Source organism: Aquimarina sp. Aq78 (genome assembly GCF_900299525.1).
Lineage (GTDB): Bacteria > Bacteroidota > Bacteroidia > Flavobacteriales > Flavobacteriaceae > Aquimarina.
Genome location: NZ_OMKA01000001.1, coordinates 360040 through 377153 on the forward strand (window position 1 = coordinate 360040; position 17114 = coordinate 377153).

Consider the following 17114-nt stretch of genomic DNA (forward strand, 5'->3'; position numbering starts at 1 on the left):
CTTTTAATAATCAATCATTCAATAAAAAAATCATTATATGAAAAATGTTATCTCAGTTCTTTTAACCATAATTCTTTTTCAATCATGTGCAGAAGAATCGAATACCGATACTACAGTTGATATCATTAAAAAGGTAGAAACTGGTCTCACAACTTGGGTACACATAGCCGGAGATTCAACATGGTCTATAGAAGAACGAATGAAACACTATGGTATTCCGGGTGTTAGTATTGCAGTCATACATAATGGTGAAATTGCTTGGGCAAAAGGGTATGGTGTCGTGGATAAAGAAAGTAAAACTCCTGTAACAAAAGAAACGCTTTTTCAGGCAGCGGCAACTAGTATGCCTGTAACAGCCTACGGTGCATTACGTCTTGTAGAACAAAATAAATTAGACTTAGATGAAAATATTAACAGTTATTTAAAATCCTGGAAAGTACCAGAAAATGAATTTACCAAAGAAAAGAAAGTTACTATAAAAAATCTTTTAAATCATTCTGCTGGAATACATCCGCGTGGAACAGGATCATATAGTATAGATCAAAAAATCCCAACACTTATAGAGACATTAAATGGAACTTATCCAGCTACTAATGAGTCAATTACCATAAATAAAGAGCCAAATGAGAGTGTTAGTTTTGCGTATGCCAGCTATGTACCTATTCAACAAATGATGCTGGATGTAGAGGGGAAAACATTCCCAGAGATTATGCATGAACTTGTGTTGCAGCCCTTAGAAATGAACAACAGTACGTTTAACTTATCACTTACTAAGGAGCAATTAACTAAGGTAGCAACAGGTTATTTAAAAGATGGTTCTAAAGTAAAAGGAGGAAGAAAGGTTGATCCTGCATTGGCTTCAACTGGATTATGGACAACTGCCGAGGACTATGCAAAATTTATAGCCAACGTACAACAAACCCTAAAAGGAAAGAGTACTAAAGAATTATCAAAAGATTTGACACAATTAATGGGCACACCATATGGTGTGAGTAATAATTCTGGCTGGTCATTTACATTAGGCTTAGGCTTTCAGCTTTTTAATAGAAATGATGAAATCTATTTAAGACATCACGGATGGAATACAGGATTCTATGCTGAAATAATGGCTCATAGAGACAAAGGTTATGGTGTGGTTGTGATGACCAATTCCACGTTTCCAGCTTTTAATGCCGAAGTGATTCGCGCTGTTGCTATGGCTTATGAGTGGGATAAGTTTGTTCCAATACATAAAAAAATAGAAGTAGAACAGTCTTTAGTCGATGAAATTACTGGTAGATATATCGCCAATGGTAGGATTGTTGAAGTTTTTCAAAAGGACAATCAACTGCTCTATAAAAATATACTTGACCTAGAAGCGGAAGAATTAGTCAAAGTCTCGGATAGTAGTTTTGTTAGAAGAAATTCTAGTCGACTTATCCAATTCAAGCCAGATTCTGAAAACGAAACGCTCAATTTAATTTACCTGAATAGAAACGATGGAACAATAGCTTCAAATTTCATTAAGATGGATACTGATAAAAAAGAACCCGTAGAATTCCTTCTTGAAGGTGACTTTGACAAAGCACTTAATGCATATATGGCCTTAAAAGAACATGACCCAACTTATCATACAGTTACTGAAGACTATTTAAATGATCTAGGCTATGATTTTTTCCATGAGGATAGAATGAAATTATCACAAGATGTTTTCAAAGTGAATATGATGCTCTATCCAGATAGTTTCAGAGTTTATGATAGTTATGCAGAAGCCTGTGTGAAAATAGGAGAAATTGATCTGGCAATTTTAAATTATACTAAATCACTTGAATTAAATCCTCAAAATAACCGTACCAGGCATAAGCTTAATGAATTACAAAAAAGTGAATGAGATCAATTTTTATCAAATTTAATAGTGATTTGCGGCTGTATATTTAGTAATTATCGTTCACTTCAGCTTTTTTATAAATTGAAAATGAATGCTCTGTAATCGACTACTATTCTTATGCTAATCGCTATCAAACATTTATAAATAATAAAAATCATGAAAAACAAATCGGGACTACTACTTTTAATTCTTCTTGTACTAACACAAAGTAGCTTTGCTCAACAAAGTGATAGTCAAGCACCAGAGGCTACAGCTGCCGAAGCTACGCTCTCATTCAGAGATATTCCTGAACTCAAAAAAGCTTTTATCGATGTAGCGCCAACCGATAGAAAAGACGGTATCCTCGTGGGTGAATTAGGTATCGATGGTGGCAATAAAGCAATGGTTCTTAAGTTGGCGCAGGAGATAGCTAACAACAAATATGGTAACTTCGACAGCTTTCTTATTGCCCATAAAGGTAAACTTCTCTTTGAATCCTATTACTCTCGTGGTCGTATCAATCTACCGCACCCACAAGCATCAACAACTAAAGCCTACACCAGTTTGGCGCTCGGTCGTGCTATCCAGTTGGGGTATCTGTCCATGGCCGATTTACACAAGCCGGTGATCAGTTTTCTCAAAGACCTGGACCCAACAAAGTTTGTTGCTGGTGCAGAAAAAATCACGCTGCACAAGGCGTTGACTATGCGTTCCGGTATCCGCATCAGTACAGAGCAGAGAGAGGAATTCGAGAAAATCCCCGCTCTGTTAAAAGGCCAGGGGCAAGTTCAGGCTTACCTCGAGCATAGTGCGCCTATTACTGAAGAGTCTCAGAGTTTTAAATATCAATTCGATCCAATATTGGTGATGCAAGTCATTGACGCCGTCGTACCAGGCACTGCTAAAGATTTTATCAAAAATGAACTCCTCGATAAAATGGGTATCACGAATTATGACTGGGAGACCGGTGTTAGCGGCCTGCCAAGCTCGGGAAGTCGCTCGAGCATGACATCACGTGATATGGTCAAATGGGGCACCTTGGCCATCAACAAGGGTAAATGGAATGACGAGCAGCTGGTGCCAGCAGCCTTCGTTGCCAAAGCAACTAGTAAAATTGTCGATCAAAGAGAAGAATATGACGACAACGCCAAGGGTGTATCAGGCACAGCTTATGGCTATTTTTGGTGGCAGGCCGATTTTTCCACAGGCGATAAAAGCTACCTCAGTAAATCGGCTAGGGGAGGCAGCGGACAAAATATCTATGTAATCGAAGCGCTTGATCTGGTTGTCGTGACCACTACTCATCGTCCTGTTGATAGCTCAGTATCACTGACAGCGACAAGAGTTCTACCAGCTTTTATCAAGAAATAGCGAGACGGCTATTGAACATTATTAAAATCTAAACAATGAAAAAAACATATTTCATTTTAATACTCGTATTGGCACTGTTTTTAAATGCTTGCAATACTAAAAATCAGAAAGTAAACGATCCTGATTTTCCAACCTTAGAAGATCGCTACTTTGGAGAAGAGCCACCGGGTTTAATTCCGGTAGAGTTTGCTCCAGACATTGTTTCTCCAGAAGGGCTTTTTGAAGGAGGTAGGCATTCTCCAGATGGGAAGAGTTACTATTTCACTAGGAAAAATGGAAAATATGAAGAGCGCACATTTTTTGTCATTCGATATGAAAATGGCAGTTGGGGGAACGAATCTGAAACCGAACTAAAATGGCCCAGATTCTCTAAGGGAGGAGATACTTTATACCGTGGAAATAAATATAGAGATCGAACCGAAACTGGTTGGTCAGAGTACAAAAGCCTTGGAGCACCTTTTACAGATATGCATATCATGGGAATATCGTTTTCAGATGATGGAACTTCCTATTTTGATCAGTTCGAAAGGCCTGATACAATTGGTGCTATCAGTTATTCACGCCTTATAAACGGTAAATATGAACCACGTCAAAAAATGGGCAAGGAGATTAACACCGGAACATGGATTGCCCACCCACACATTGCTCCGGATGAATCTTATTTGTTATGGGATGTTGTAAGAGAAGACGGATTTGGTAATTCTGATCTCTATATTAGTTTTCGAGCGAAAGATGGTTCTTGGGTCCCAGCAATTAACATGGGAGATAAAATAAACACCGCATTAGATGAAAGTGGCGTACATGTGACAGACGATGGAAAATATCTATTTTTTTCGAGAGGAGCGTGGGAGGTTAAAGAAGATGGAAGTACTAATTGGGTAGGAACTCCTTATTGGGTGGATGCTCAGATTATTGAGAATCTCAGACCTAAATAGGGCGGAACGTATAGAGGACAGATTAAAAAAGGTAACGATTTATCTTTTGAATGAAGTGCCTGTTGATGTTGCTGGAAGTAGACCTTTTTAGTAGGACAAAGCATTGCTTTGGGCCAGACGAAGCGCAGATACCAGCTGGTGGGTTGGAATTATAAATTGCAAACACAAATAAGTAAACAATGAAAAAAAGAAGGATTATTGTATTTCTACTAATAGGATTTATTTTTTCAGGAGTATATGCTCAAAAAATAGAATGGAAGGAAAAAGCAAAGCTTCCACAACCTATGAGAGGAGCAGCAGTAAGCTGCAATAATAATATCTATTTTATGGAGGCACATTCTAAAATTTCAGGAGTTTATGAATATAATGTCGTTGAGGATACATGGAAGAAAACAACAAATATGATTACTCGGGGATGGAATGTAAATTTAGTAGAAATAGATGGATTAATTTATGCTATTGGAGGAGCAGGAGGAGCAGGAAAACCTCTAGACAGACTAGAAGCCTATAATCCTTTAAACAACACGTGGAATGTATTGGCGCCAATGCCAACAGGAAGACAACACAACACTTCATGCGTAGTTAATGATAAAATCTATGTTATGGGTGGAATAGCTAAGTCTAGCATGACAAATAAAATCGTAAAAACCGAAAAGAACGAAGTTTATAATCCAAAATCAAATTCATGGCAAACCTTATCTCCTCTACCTACGCCTTGTGGGGATTCAATAATTTCTGCTGTCGGGAACAATATTTATGTGCTTTGTGGTGATGTTTTATGGAAGTATGATACGCTTTCTGATACATGGGAAACGAAAAAGAATTGCCCAGTTTGGATTTCTATTTTGCTTGGTAGTGCGGTAATAAATGATAAAATTATTTTTCCCGGTGGGCAAAACAAAGACGAAAAAGCCGTTTCAAGTGTATATATTTATGATACAACAAACGATACATGGATTAAATCAACCAATTTACCCAAACCAATACAGATAGGGGGTATTACTACACTCAATGGTAAGATTTATATGATTGGAGGGAATGATACTGATTTTAACAAATATGATACTGTATATGAAGGAGCATTGGTCGATTAGGAGCCAGCAACTGACAAAGAACTCTGTTAAAAAATAGATGAAATTTTGATGATCAATTAAAAAAAAGAATTTGAAATATAGCAGTTATTAATGGGGTGCAGTATACGATAATGATGATTTTTATAAAGATTGGGTAAGTAAAAGATATTGGGTTACTGCCTTTGCTCAAAAGAATATTGAAAAAAATGATACACAAAGGGTAGAAAACTCTTATTTGGAATTGCCTCGAATACAGGTAATTCCCATCAAAGAGGCTAAGACTGGGAGGCAATATGAACTGTATATTAAACTAGCTGTAGGGTATTCAAAAAATAATAAGATACAATACCCTGCGCTTTATTTTACTGATGCAATGTTTCACATAGAAATATTATCTGGCTCCACAGAGTATCTGATGGAGAACGCCATTTTGGTTGGGATTTCATGGCAAAAGGATATCAATGAAAATTTAAAAAAGGAAGAAGGGGCACAAGCAAGTAGATATCGAGATTACTCCATAAGGAAGTCAAGTAACCCAGAAAATCAAGCTAAATACCAATTTTGGGAGGCCAGCAATCATCTGGATTTCATTCGTAACGATGTGATTAAGTATGTTGAAAACAATTATCAAACTGATACTGCTAACCGCACTTATTTCGGATATTCTCTTGGTGGTTTATTTGGTGCTTACATACTATTAACACAACCGGACACCTTTAAAAACTATATTCTTGGGAGCCCAGCACTACGGGGAGATATTCCCTATCTTTCTAAGCTTGGATCACATGCAGAAATAAAACGCAAAGGATTAAATGCCAACGTTTTCGTTTCAAATGGCACTCTGGAAAAAGAATTGGGTGAGTATGCCAGGGAATGTGTATAAAATAGGGTTATACCTAAAACAATAACAATTCAGAAACATATTACGACATTTCAAAACATTTTGATTCCATTTTTTTGTCAATTTTAAGATATTTGAACTGTTACAACAGTTCATTTTTTTGTTTTGCATGCCATCCAAATAATTCCGTTATTCGTATTCATGCTATCCAAGAAAAGGAAAACTACTAATTGAAATCAGATTAGTACTGTAGCCTTTTTCAGATTAGTATACACATCATGGATTGGATTTGTATTATATCAAGCAAAACAAGGAATATCATTAATAAGCTTATAAATCACTATGTTATTTAACAAAACGAAACGTATACAATATTTAGGATTTAATGATGTGTGGTTTTCGGTTGTTGGTATTTTGATTTTAAGTCTTAGTACGGATTATATCTTTAATAATTCTTTTCAGAGTTATCCTCTAGCATTAGCTTTTTATAGTTGGGGAGCTTCTTTAATAGTAACCATTTGCGATTGGCTAATTATACGAAGGATTTTAATCTTTTTACGTAAAAAATATCCTGATTTTCGTGACGATGTAAAGCGTATAGTCATTTTTTTCTTAGCCATTGTCACTACTATACTCGTTGTTGATTATGTAGGCGGGCATTTGATTGAGTATGTATATCGTCTTTTGGGTAAAAATGCAAATTATTTCACACAGTTGAAAGTGTTGCTACCGGTTACCTTAGTAACCATAATGATTATGGCGATATACGAAGCTATGTATTATTATGTGAGGTTAAAAACATCCATTAGAGCCGAAGAACAAACTAAACAAGTAATGATTCAGGCACAATTAGATACGTTAAGAAATCAAGCACAACCACATTTTTTATTCAATAGTTTAAATACATTACGAGATATTATTGATCAAGATTCTAAAGAAGATGCAAAAGGATTTGTTGATAACCTATCTGATGTATACCGTTTTATTATCGAGTCTGGTAATTCAAATTTAATTTCCTTAGAAAAAGAGTTGAAATTTGCTAAAGCCTATATTCATATTCAATCAGAAAGATTTGGAGATAACCTGAAAGTGAATTGGAATATTCCTGAAGATAAACTCTTAGTAATGATAGTTCCTATGAGTTTACAACTTTTACTAGAAAATGCAATAAAGCACAATATAGTTTCTAGAGCGAAACCTTTAATCATAAATGTAGAAACTAAGGATGATTACTTAGTTGTAACTAATAAAATCCAAACGAAATCAACTCAAATACCATCCACAAAAATTGGGTTAAAAAATATTGAACAGCGATATGCATTAATTACTAATAAGCTCCCTGAAATCAAAAATGATGGAATTCAATTTACCGTTTCTTTACCCTTATTAAAATTATCCGATCAAAAGAAAAATTATGCAAATACTAATCATTGAAGATGAACCACGTGCCGCAAATCAACTACAAAATCTACTAAATAAGAGTATTCTTGATTTTCAATTATTGGATATTATTGATAGTGTTGAAGATGCTGTATTATGGTTTAAAAAAAATACTACACCAGATCTAGTATTTATGGATATTCAATTAGCTGATGGTTTAAGTTTTGAGATTTTTCAGAAAGTAGAAATAGAGGCTCCAATTATTTTCACAACCGCTTTTGATCAATACGCGATTCAAGCATTTAAAGTAAATAGTATAGATTATCTATTAAAGCCTATTCAACAGAATGAATTAGATACGGCATTAAATAAATTCGTAAAATCTAATAAATCAAATGCTATAGAACCGACAATACTAAAAGAGCTCCTTAACAGTATGCAAACTCCTCATAAGCGATCTGGTATATTGGTTAAAGAAGGTAGTGGGTTTGTTCAAATTAGAACTTCAGAGTTATTATATGTCTATTCTCAAGATAGTATTACTTTTGGAGTGACTCATAATAAACGCTACATTATAGATGAGACTATGGATCAATTATTTGATTCATTAGATGCTACTAAGTTTTATAGAATTAATAGAGGGCAGATTATCTCCAAAATTTCAATTCAGAAAATAGACACTTATTTTAATCATCGTGTAAAATTATCTATCTCTAATCCTCGAGATCAAGAATTCATTGTAAGTAGACAAAAGACCAGTGATTTTAAGGAATGGATGAACAAATAAAGCTCCTGTGACGTTTCAAATATCAAATACGATACTTCAACAAAAAGCTCTATTTCCAGCAACATAATAAGACCATCTTTGTGATATAATAACAAACAAAATTATATCATGAAAACACAACTTATAGCCATACTTCTAATAGTAACTACAGGAATACTTTCTGCTCAATCAGGTAAAAGTACCAGCAATTATCAACAAATAGAAAAACAAACTGATGCTATCTATAGTAGTTTAGTTGAAATTAGAAGGGATTTACATGTGAACCCTGAAATATCGAAGCAAGAAAAAAGAACCTCTAAAATTGTTGCAGAATATTTAAGAAAGTTAGGTTTAGAAGTAAAAACCAATATAGGAGGACATGGAGTTGTAGGAATTCTTAAAGGTGGAAAAGAAGGACGAAATATTGCCTGGAGAGCGGATATGGATGCCATAAAAACAGATGAACCCGATGTCGTTAACTTTACCTCTAAAAATAAAGGAGTAAGACATATTTGTGGTCATGATGTTCATACCACAATAGCTTTAGGAATTGCTACTGTTTTATCACAGCAAAAAGAAAACCTAGAAGGTACCGTTTACTTTATTTTTCAGCCAGCAGAAGAAACTTTTACAGGTGCAAAAGATATGATTGCAGATGGCCTTTTTGATATCATTAAACCAGATGAAATTTATGGATTACATATAGGTCCAGAAGCATCAGGAGTGATTAATGTTAAGGCTAATGAGTTATTTGCTTACATGAAAACACTTAAGATAAAATTCAAGCCTAGTGCCAATGAAAAAGAGTTAGAAAACTTTATGAATACGCTTCTAAAAAGTTTTGTTCGAAATATTGAACAAGTTGGTTCACCATGGGACATCATAAATAAGATTTCAGACCCAAAAATTGGATTGACAAACAAAGAAACAATTTTTAAAGACTACTTTATTTTACAGGGGGGAAGACTCAATACAGATAAGGGGGTTACTTTTTATAATGCTAGTTTTCTTGAAACTGATGTAAACAAAGTAAATAGCACACCTTCTGAAATAAAAAAACAAATCCTAAATTCTAAATTTAAAGATGCTTTTATCTCCATTGAATATTCAAAGGATTATTCAGGAACTCCTATAAATGACCCTGAACTTACAAAAATCGCATCACAAACAATTTCCAGTTTTTATAACAAAGAAATGTTTATCCCACTGTACGGCCAAGCTCCATATTTTGGCGAAGATTTTTTATACTATCAGCAAAAAGTACCAGGAGTATTCTTTTTCTTAGGAGGATCTAACATTGAAAAAGGTATCAATTCTATGCCGCATACACCCAACTTTGCTGTGGACGAAACAACCATAAAATATGGTGTACAATCTTTTGCTTCATTAATCTTTGAGCGAGCTAACAGTAAATAAACTTATAAAAACCCAACCTAAATAAAACATTATGAAAAAAATACTTTTTATACTAAATATATTGCTGTTTTTTCAATTATCAGCACAAGAAACTATAAGTGCTACTCAATGGCAGGAAGACCTTCGTTTTTTACAAAATACGATACATAAAGACTATTCGTTTCTTTTTGTAAAAACTACAAAAGAAGATTTTAATACCGAAGTGGAAACACTGTACAGGGACATTCCGAATTTACAAGAACACGAAATCATTGTTGGATTTTCTCGACTTGTGTCGTTATTCAAATATGGACATACCTATGTTAGTTTTCATCAAAAGCCTTTTGAATTTTCACAATTACCTTTCAATTTATATGAATTTAATGATGGAATTTATATTCAGGGAACGCATAAGGACTACCCAGAAGCAGTGGGAGCAAAAGTCATAGCAATAGAAGGGAAGCCAATTGCAGAGGTCCTTAAAGCAATTGAACCAACAGTAGAAGTGGAGAATTCACAATATTTTAAAGCTTACGGAATTAATAATATACGATATCCTGAAATCTTACATGCCCAGAAACTAACAAAAACACTTCAAAATAAGGTAACACTTACTCTAGAAAAAGACGGAAAAGTATTTATACAATCCTTTATTGCATTGCCTAAAGGAGAACGTGTGCCTACACACCGTGGTTATGTGCATCAAAATGAAAATTGGTTAGATGCAAGAGATCAATCAAAAACACCTTTGTATTTACAACACCTAGATAAGGTTTACTTCTCAGAGTACTTAGCCAAAGAAAAAGTGATGTATGTTAGACATAGTAGAATTAAAGATGAAGCCGAAGAAAGTACCAAGGATTTTTATGCCCGTGTTTTTAATGAAATAGACACTAATGATACCGAGAAATTAATTATTGATTTACGCTTAAATGGTGGTGGGAATAATTATTTAAATAAAGATGTTATAAAGGGTCTTATTAAAGCTGAAAAGATAAATAAAACAGGAAGGTTATTTGTTATAGTAGGAAAACGAACCTTTTCTGCGTGCCAAAACCTCGTTAATGAAATAGACAATTATACCAATGTTATTTTTGTAGGAGAGCCCACAGCAGAAAATGTCAATTTTTGGGGTGATAACCGACCTGTAAAGTTGCCTAACAGTACTATTGATATTTCTTTATCATATTTATGGTGGCAAGACAAGCCGGCTTTGGAAAATGCAGAATGGATCGCTCCTAGTATTCCCGTTACCATGAGTTTTAATGAGTATGCTAACAATCAAGACCCTGTATTAGATGCAGCATTAACTTTTAACGCACAGGATTTTAAACCTAAGCCAATGGATTATATCGTAAGCTTGTATTTATCTGGACAAACACAAAAACTGGCTGAAGAACTTCCTAAAATGATTCAAGACCCACTTTATGCGTTTTGTGATTTTGAGATGGAATTAATTAAATTAGGAAACATTTTATTACAAAGTGGTCGTGTACCTCAAATTCAGGCTTCCATCCAAGTATTTTCTATGGTTTTAGGGTTATTTCCAAATTCAGCAAACGCGCATAAATATCTAGGGGAATCTTACATTGCAACGGGAGAAACTCAAAAAGCAAAAGAAGTACTCAAAAAGGCTATTTCTATGGATTCTGATGGAGAAATAGGGAAGAGTGCTAAAGAAATACTTTTGCAAATAACGAATTAATAAAAATTAAATAAAGGTTTGATCAGAGCAGAGCGGTCAAAAATTGTGTGTAAAAATTAAAATGCCATAACAGGCATTTTAATTTCACCAATGTGCCAGCAATATTGAAAGCCCATAAGACTTTCTGTATACGGTGTCATTTCTTTATTTCTAAAATAGTATGTACGCCATTTTCTAACTCATATAGTGTTGTGATTTCTTTATCTGTTAAATTTCTATTGAAAATAGATAATTCGTCCATAAGTCCAATATATCCTAATCCTAAATAAATATTAGATTTAGACAAATCCCAAGTAAAAGGCGTATCAATATTCTTACGAGTACCCTTGAGCTTACCATTCATGTACAGAGACGCCTGTCCATTATTAGTATTTAGATTAGAAAAATTAATCAAAATATGTGTCCATTGATCACTACCAAAAGGGGGATTTTTTACTCCAGTTAGACGTTTATTAAAAATGGGATTCTCGTTATCAGGTCCTTCGGGGTTTGGATTCCATACGTTTCGATCTCCAATAACTCCTAATCGAAAATCACGAGGATTTTCTTTGGTAAAATCAACCCAAATAGCAGCATCATTATAACTTACATCTGTAATTTGAATAGGATCACAATAGCCGGGTTTTAAATCGGTAGCAGGATCTAAACTTAACCAAAATGAAACTGCGCCACTCCAATTTTCTTTATTATAGGCTACATTTTTCTCACTAAGATAATAAATATTTCCTTTGCTACGCTCTGTAAACACTAATCCATAACCATACTTTCCTTTTCCTTCTTGCCTGCTAATATCAGGTTTGTGTAATCCAACCTTTGCAGAATCTGTTGCTTTTCTATTTGGTACTGTAAACATACGTGTATCCCCTAATGAAAAATCTGCATCAACTCCTTTATCAAAAGAAGCATAAAAGGTTAGTGCTTCTTTTAAATTAGCGTTACTATGATTTGTAACAGTTGTTTCTTTAGATTTTTTTTCCTGTTTACAAGAATATATGGTAACAGCGAAAATTGTAATGATAAATACAAATATTCTTCTTATTGATGTAATAGACATAACTTAAAGGACTATAGATGAAACAAATCAAAAATACTAATTAAAACTTAGCTAGTGTATATTTCTCTCAATAAATACATGTACTATAGTGTACTTGCGTTATGTATTACCCTGAGCTTATCGAAGTGTTGTCGATGGGTCACTTTGCTTTGGTACTAGATAATTTTGAAGATTAAGAATCTTTGAAATTGTGGGATGATATTTATTAATACTCATTGTCTTTGCAAGTTCTCAACCTTTCTAATATATTCTGTAGGAGTAAAATTTGTTATTTCTTTGAATGCCTTATAAAAAGTAGATTTAGAATTAAACCCAACATCAAATGCTATAGATACTACTGTAAACTCTTTATGATCATTTTCTTCGATTCTTTGTAAAAAATCTTCAACTCTATATTCATTAACCAGTTCATAAAAAGTTTTTTTGTAGATATTGTTTAGAACCCACGACAATTTATTAGTTGTAGTATTAATTTCATTAGCTAGAATTGATAAACTCAATTCTGGTCGTCTATATCCTTTCTTTTCTTCTAAGAAGGTGTCAATTAGATTTTGAATCTCATTTATTTCTTTTTCGTTAAGCCCACTCTTTTTTTTAGATTCATTTTCATTATTAGATGGAAATCTAATTTTAAATACTTCAGGATGTTTTAAATTATAAAAACCTACTATATAAATTTGTATTCCAAAAATTAAACATGATATATCCCAGATCATTCTAATATCGATAGGTAATTTAACAACAAAGCGTTCAACAATGCCCAACAACCAAAAAATCATATAAACCAACAAGCAAATGAGCATGATCTTTATATACTTTATAATGGTTTGATTAAAGGCTAGTTCCTGTTCTTCATTTTTCTTATAGTAATTCAATAGTCTATTAGATTTGAATAAATAAGCCGAGATAAAAACAAAAAACATGACGTCGTTATAAAACAAAAGAGTGATAAAATAGCTGCTAGAATCTTTTATTGAATGATAAATGTAAATATGATAAAAACAGTATACTACATACAATAGTGCTGGTAAATAGTGATAATATGTTAACTGGTAGTTTCCATTTTTATAAAAAAGTAACCGCCTAATATAAGTATAAACTAAAGGCCCAATGAAGAGATAAAAAGTATTAATGATATTACCATATAGCCTCAAAAAGTCTCTTTCAAATTCATCGCCTAAAGCCCTTTCGAATAAAAAAAGGCTATAAATAGCCAATAAGTACTGTAGAGTCCTGTTTGCTCCTGTATGCTTTTTAGGAATATACTGAATGGCAAAAATCAAAAAAATACACTGACCAATAATCAATATTAGAAAAAGCTCATATAGCGATATACTCATCCACTCAAAATTTTAATATTGTCATATTTTAATCTAACAAAAAAATAAGTTTGATATTTTTTATCATTTCATTTAATTAGAATTTGATCTTTATTTATGTATGGACTAAAAAAATAGTCTGATACTATAGTTTAGGACATCTAATAACGACAATAGTTACATCTGATGATAAAAAAAAGTTTTCTTTACAAAAATTAATGTAGGAAATAAAGTTTTAGCATGTCCCGAATTAAATATGTCTGTTGTTATTACTACAACTAACTATAGTAATAGAGATGCTCATTTTTATACTGATGAAATTATAAATGAGTTTATTATTCCGGCTATAGAAGAACTAAAAGATTAAAAAAAATATTAAAAAGGATGAGATCGAAAATTATATATTTAGCATTAGTAATTCTATCAACAACAAGTTGTTTAAGCCAGGTAAATGAAAAACTCAAATATCTAAAACAAAAACCACCATCAACCACTCCTCAAATTTTTGCACCCGATATTATTTCTAAAGAGGATGAGTACGAGTTTGGGTCAGTCTTTAATAATGATGCTACTGAATTCTTCTATGGAGTTGCTATCAATGGAAAAGAAGAAATTCGATATTCTAAACTTGTTGGAGAAAACTGGAGCAACCCCGAAGTATTATTAACGCATAAGGAATATGGTTATAATGATCCTTTTCTTTCACCTGATGAGAATAGATTGTACTTTATATCTAAAAGAACTTTAAATGGTTTAGGGGATCCAAAAGATTATGACATCTGGTATGTTGAAAGATCTGTTAATGGATGGTCGGAGCCTATAAATGCAGGACCAAATATCAACTCAAACGCAAATGAATATTACATTTCATTTACCAACGATGATACTATGTATTTTTCATCAAACAAAATTGGATCTAACTTCGACATCTATGCTTCAAAATATGTGAAAGGAGAATTTCAAAAGCCAGTTCCATTAAGTGATTCAATTAATACCCCAGATTATGAAGCAGATGTTTTCATTGCCCCGGATGAATCTTATATTATTTTTTGTGGCACACGACAAGATGGTCTAGGCAGAGGCGATTTGTACATCAGTTTCAAAAATACCGACGATGGAACTTGGTCTAAATCTGTCAATATGGGTGAACTCATAAACACTAAAAATCATGAACTATGTCCGTTTGTAAGCAAAGACGGAAAATATCTCTTTTATACAAGTAATCAAGATATTTACTGGGTAGATGCAAAAATATTAGAGCGTTATAAGAGACTAAAATAAATGTCACTGATACTAATTTCATTCTATTTTAAAACAACAATTTTCATCAAATCAAATTAAATCACAATTATGAAATCGAATTATTTTTTAATACTTATCGTATGTCTATTAATATCATGCAAGAATAATAGTCAGTCAAAATCAAATAATGCAAATTCAAACGAAATAGAGAACTTGTATTTTTCAACAGTAGACTTTACAAAAGCTAAAATTTCCTCAGAAGAATATTCAAAAAACTTCAATTTACATAACGACAACTACCTTAGTATTGTTTTCAACTTAAATAAACCATTGATACAAAGTCTTCAAGAATTAGCCCCAACCTTATCTGAAGATGAATTATTAAGCAAAGGAAATTTTCAATTTTCATATTTAGTAGATGGAAAATTAATTTATGTGGAAAACTTAAACACTGGAGCAGGGCCAAAAACACGTAAAACAGAAAAACTTAGGCAAGTAATACCACTAGTAACACCAGAACAAATTAATTTTTGGGGCTGGTTTATGTGGCAACGATTTATGAAAATTAATGGTGGGCTAGATGCGTTTACCGAAGGAAATCACACGTTAAGCATAGAAATAAAGCCGTATTTAAGGGATGGTACATTAAAAGTTGGCCCTCTTTTGGCAAAAGGAAATATCGCTGTAGAAGTGCCTAAAATACATATAGATGAAAATTTAGTTCCTGTTCAGAAAATACAACCTAATAGTGGTTGGGAAATTTCTAAAGCTAATTTTGACAACAATAAAATTGAAACTCTAAATAGAAAAATAGCAGAAGGTAGATTTGAAGATATTAATGGAATTGTGGTGATAAAAGATGGTAAACTCTTAATAGAGGAATATTTTAATGGAGCAACAAGAGATAGTTTACACAACCCTATGTCGGTAGGGAAATCATTTGCCTCTACAATAATGGGCATTGCCATTGAAGACAAATTTATAAAAAATGAAGATGCTTTATTAAAAGGTTTTTATGATTTAAAATCCTATAAAAATTATAGTTCCAAAAAAGATTCTGTAACTCTAAAATCACTATTAACCATGAGTTCTGGATTTCTTGGTAATGATAATGACGAGGACAGTCCAGGGACTGAATTTAAAATGCAATCTACTGATAACTGGGTGAAATTTACTTTAGATTTACCTATGCATAAAAATAAAGTAATAGGTAAGGATTATAATTACTTTACTGCTGGTTCTGGTTTGCTAGGGGATATCATTCATAAATCAGTTCCAAACGGACTAGTTTCTTATGCCGATAAAAAATTATTTGCCCCCTTAGGTATTACCAATTATAAGTGGTTTTATACCCCTCAAAATATTGCATATACAGGTGGAGGAATACAACTACGCGCTATTGATTTTGCAAAATATGGACAATTGTATAAAAACAAAGGCAAGTGGAATGGCAAACAAATCCTCACTGAAGAATGGGTAGAGAAAAGCTTAACCAAACAAGTATCCAGAGCCTATGCAGATGCAGGAGAAGATGGATATTATGGGTACCTTTTTTTTAATAATATATATAAGGTAGATGGGAAAAACTACGAAGTTTTTTTTTCCGCGGGCAACGGGGGTAATAAGATCCTTGTTTTTAAAGACATTCCTTTTGTTGTGGTTATCACTGCCTCGGCATATGGTAAACCAGGTAATCAAATCAATGTTAATAAAATGATGACTGATTATGTATTACCTGCAATACTAGAAAAACAATAAAACCAACGGCTTTGACATAAAATATCTATCGATATTATACGCTGGCACGTATTAGCCACAATACATAACGTTTGCCAACGCATCATCTTGCCAACAATATCTAAGAAAGTCCGGTGGACTTTCTTAGATATTGTTATGTGTCCTATAATGTACTTGCGTTATGTATTACCCTGAACTGTCACACTGAGCTTGTCGAAATGTTGCCAAAGTAGTAGGAGCGTAGTGGAATGTGTGTGGAGTGGAAATCATAAACTATATTTTTGTTTACTTTTTATCGTTGCAAAAAACATTAAATTAAATTCAATTATAGAATTTAATTTATCTGGAATATAAAACTTCAAATAAACGACCCTAGGTCTGAGAGCAGAGCCTGCAAAGAAGATCTTCTGAGAGAGAAAACAGATTGAATAGCTAAGTTGGATTAAATCT

13 protein-coding genes are annotated in these 17114 nt (G+C 33.2%); 11 read left to right on the forward strand and 2 right to left on the reverse strand.

Annotated features, from left to right (window positions below; translation table 11 throughout):
• The first annotated feature begins 37 nt into the window (after positions 1 to 37).
• From DG435_RS01555 to DG435_RS01595, 9 genes are all read left to right on the forward strand, one after another.
• A complete protein-coding gene (locus tag DG435_RS01555; RefSeq protein WP_106794225.1) occupies positions 38 to 1870 on the forward strand; it encodes a serine hydrolase domain-containing protein in 1833 nt (610 codons plus the stop codon).
• A gap of 153 nt (positions 1871 to 2023) precedes the next feature.
• Positions 2024 to 3217 carry a serine hydrolase gene (locus tag DG435_RS01560; protein WP_106794224.1) on the forward strand — a complete coding sequence of 398 codons (1194 nt, stop codon included), beginning with the start codon at positions 2024 to 2026 and terminating at the stop codon, positions 3215 to 3217.
• A 35-nt stretch (positions 3218 to 3252) separates the two neighbouring features.
• Entirely contained in the window at positions 3253 to 4152 is a 900-nt protein-coding gene (locus DG435_RS01565; protein WP_106794223.1) for a hypothetical protein, read from the forward strand.
• Positions 4153 to 4331: 179 nt separating this feature from the next.
• Positions 4332 to 5246 (forward strand): kelch repeat-containing protein, encoded by a 915-nt coding sequence (locus DG435_RS01570; protein ID WP_106794222.1) that lies wholly within the window; start codon positions 4332 to 4334, stop codon positions 5244 to 5246.
• A 214-nt stretch (positions 5247 to 5460) separates the two neighbouring features.
• Positions 5461 to 6108 carry an alpha/beta hydrolase gene (locus tag DG435_RS01575; RefSeq protein ID WP_234387157.1) on the forward strand — a complete coding sequence of 216 codons (648 nt, stop codon included), beginning with the start codon at positions 5461 to 5463 and terminating at the stop codon, positions 6106 to 6108.
• Between the two features lie 300 nt (positions 6109 to 6408).
• A complete protein-coding gene (locus DG435_RS01580; RefSeq protein ID WP_106794220.1) occupies positions 6409 to 7500 on the forward strand; it encodes a sensor histidine kinase in 1092 nt (363 codons plus the stop codon).
• Positions 7481 to 8233 (forward strand): LytTR family DNA-binding domain-containing protein, encoded by a 753-nt coding sequence (locus DG435_RS01585; protein ID WP_106794219.1) that lies wholly within the window; start codon positions 7481 to 7483, stop codon positions 8231 to 8233. Before DG435_RS01580 ends, DG435_RS01585 begins: the two co-directional genes overlap by 20 nt.
• A gap of 108 nt (positions 8234 to 8341) precedes the next feature.
• Positions 8342 to 9628: a M20 family metallopeptidase gene (locus DG435_RS01590; protein ID WP_106794218.1), complete on the forward strand. Its 1287-nt coding sequence runs from the start codon at positions 8342 to 8344 to the stop codon at positions 9626 to 9628.
• Between the two features lie 31 nt (positions 9629 to 9659).
• Positions 9660 to 11312, forward strand: a complete 1653-nt coding sequence (locus DG435_RS01595; RefSeq protein ID WP_234387156.1) for a S41 family peptidase — start codon at positions 9660 to 9662, stop codon at positions 11310 to 11312.
• A 136-nt stretch (positions 11313 to 11448) separates the two neighbouring features.
• On the opposite strand, the gene DG435_RS01600 is transcribed toward DG435_RS01595, so the two are convergent.
• A complete protein-coding gene (locus DG435_RS01600; protein ID WP_106794217.1) occupies positions 11449 to 12366 on the reverse strand; it encodes a LamG-like jellyroll fold domain-containing protein in 918 nt (305 codons plus the stop codon).
• A gap of 212 nt (positions 12367 to 12578) precedes the next feature.
• Entirely contained in the window at positions 12579 to 13241 is a 663-nt protein-coding gene (locus DG435_RS25395) for an AraC family transcriptional regulator (RefSeq protein ID WP_159025714.1), read from the reverse strand.
• Positions 13242 to 14069: 828 nt separating this feature from the next.
• Here DG435_RS25395 and DG435_RS01610 point away from each other — a divergent pair.
• Together DG435_RS01610 and DG435_RS01615 are read left to right on the forward strand one after the other, a co-directional pair.
• Positions 14070 to 14966 (forward strand): PD40 domain-containing protein, encoded by an 897-nt coding sequence (locus DG435_RS01610; RefSeq protein ID WP_106794215.1) that lies wholly within the window; start codon positions 14070 to 14072, stop codon positions 14964 to 14966.
• Positions 14967 to 15035: 69 nt separating this feature from the next.
• Positions 15036 to 16685 carry a serine hydrolase gene (locus tag DG435_RS01615; protein WP_106794214.1) on the forward strand — a complete coding sequence of 550 codons (1650 nt, stop codon included), beginning with the start codon at positions 15036 to 15038 and terminating at the stop codon, positions 16683 to 16685.
• Positions 16686 to 17114 lie beyond the last annotated feature (429 nt).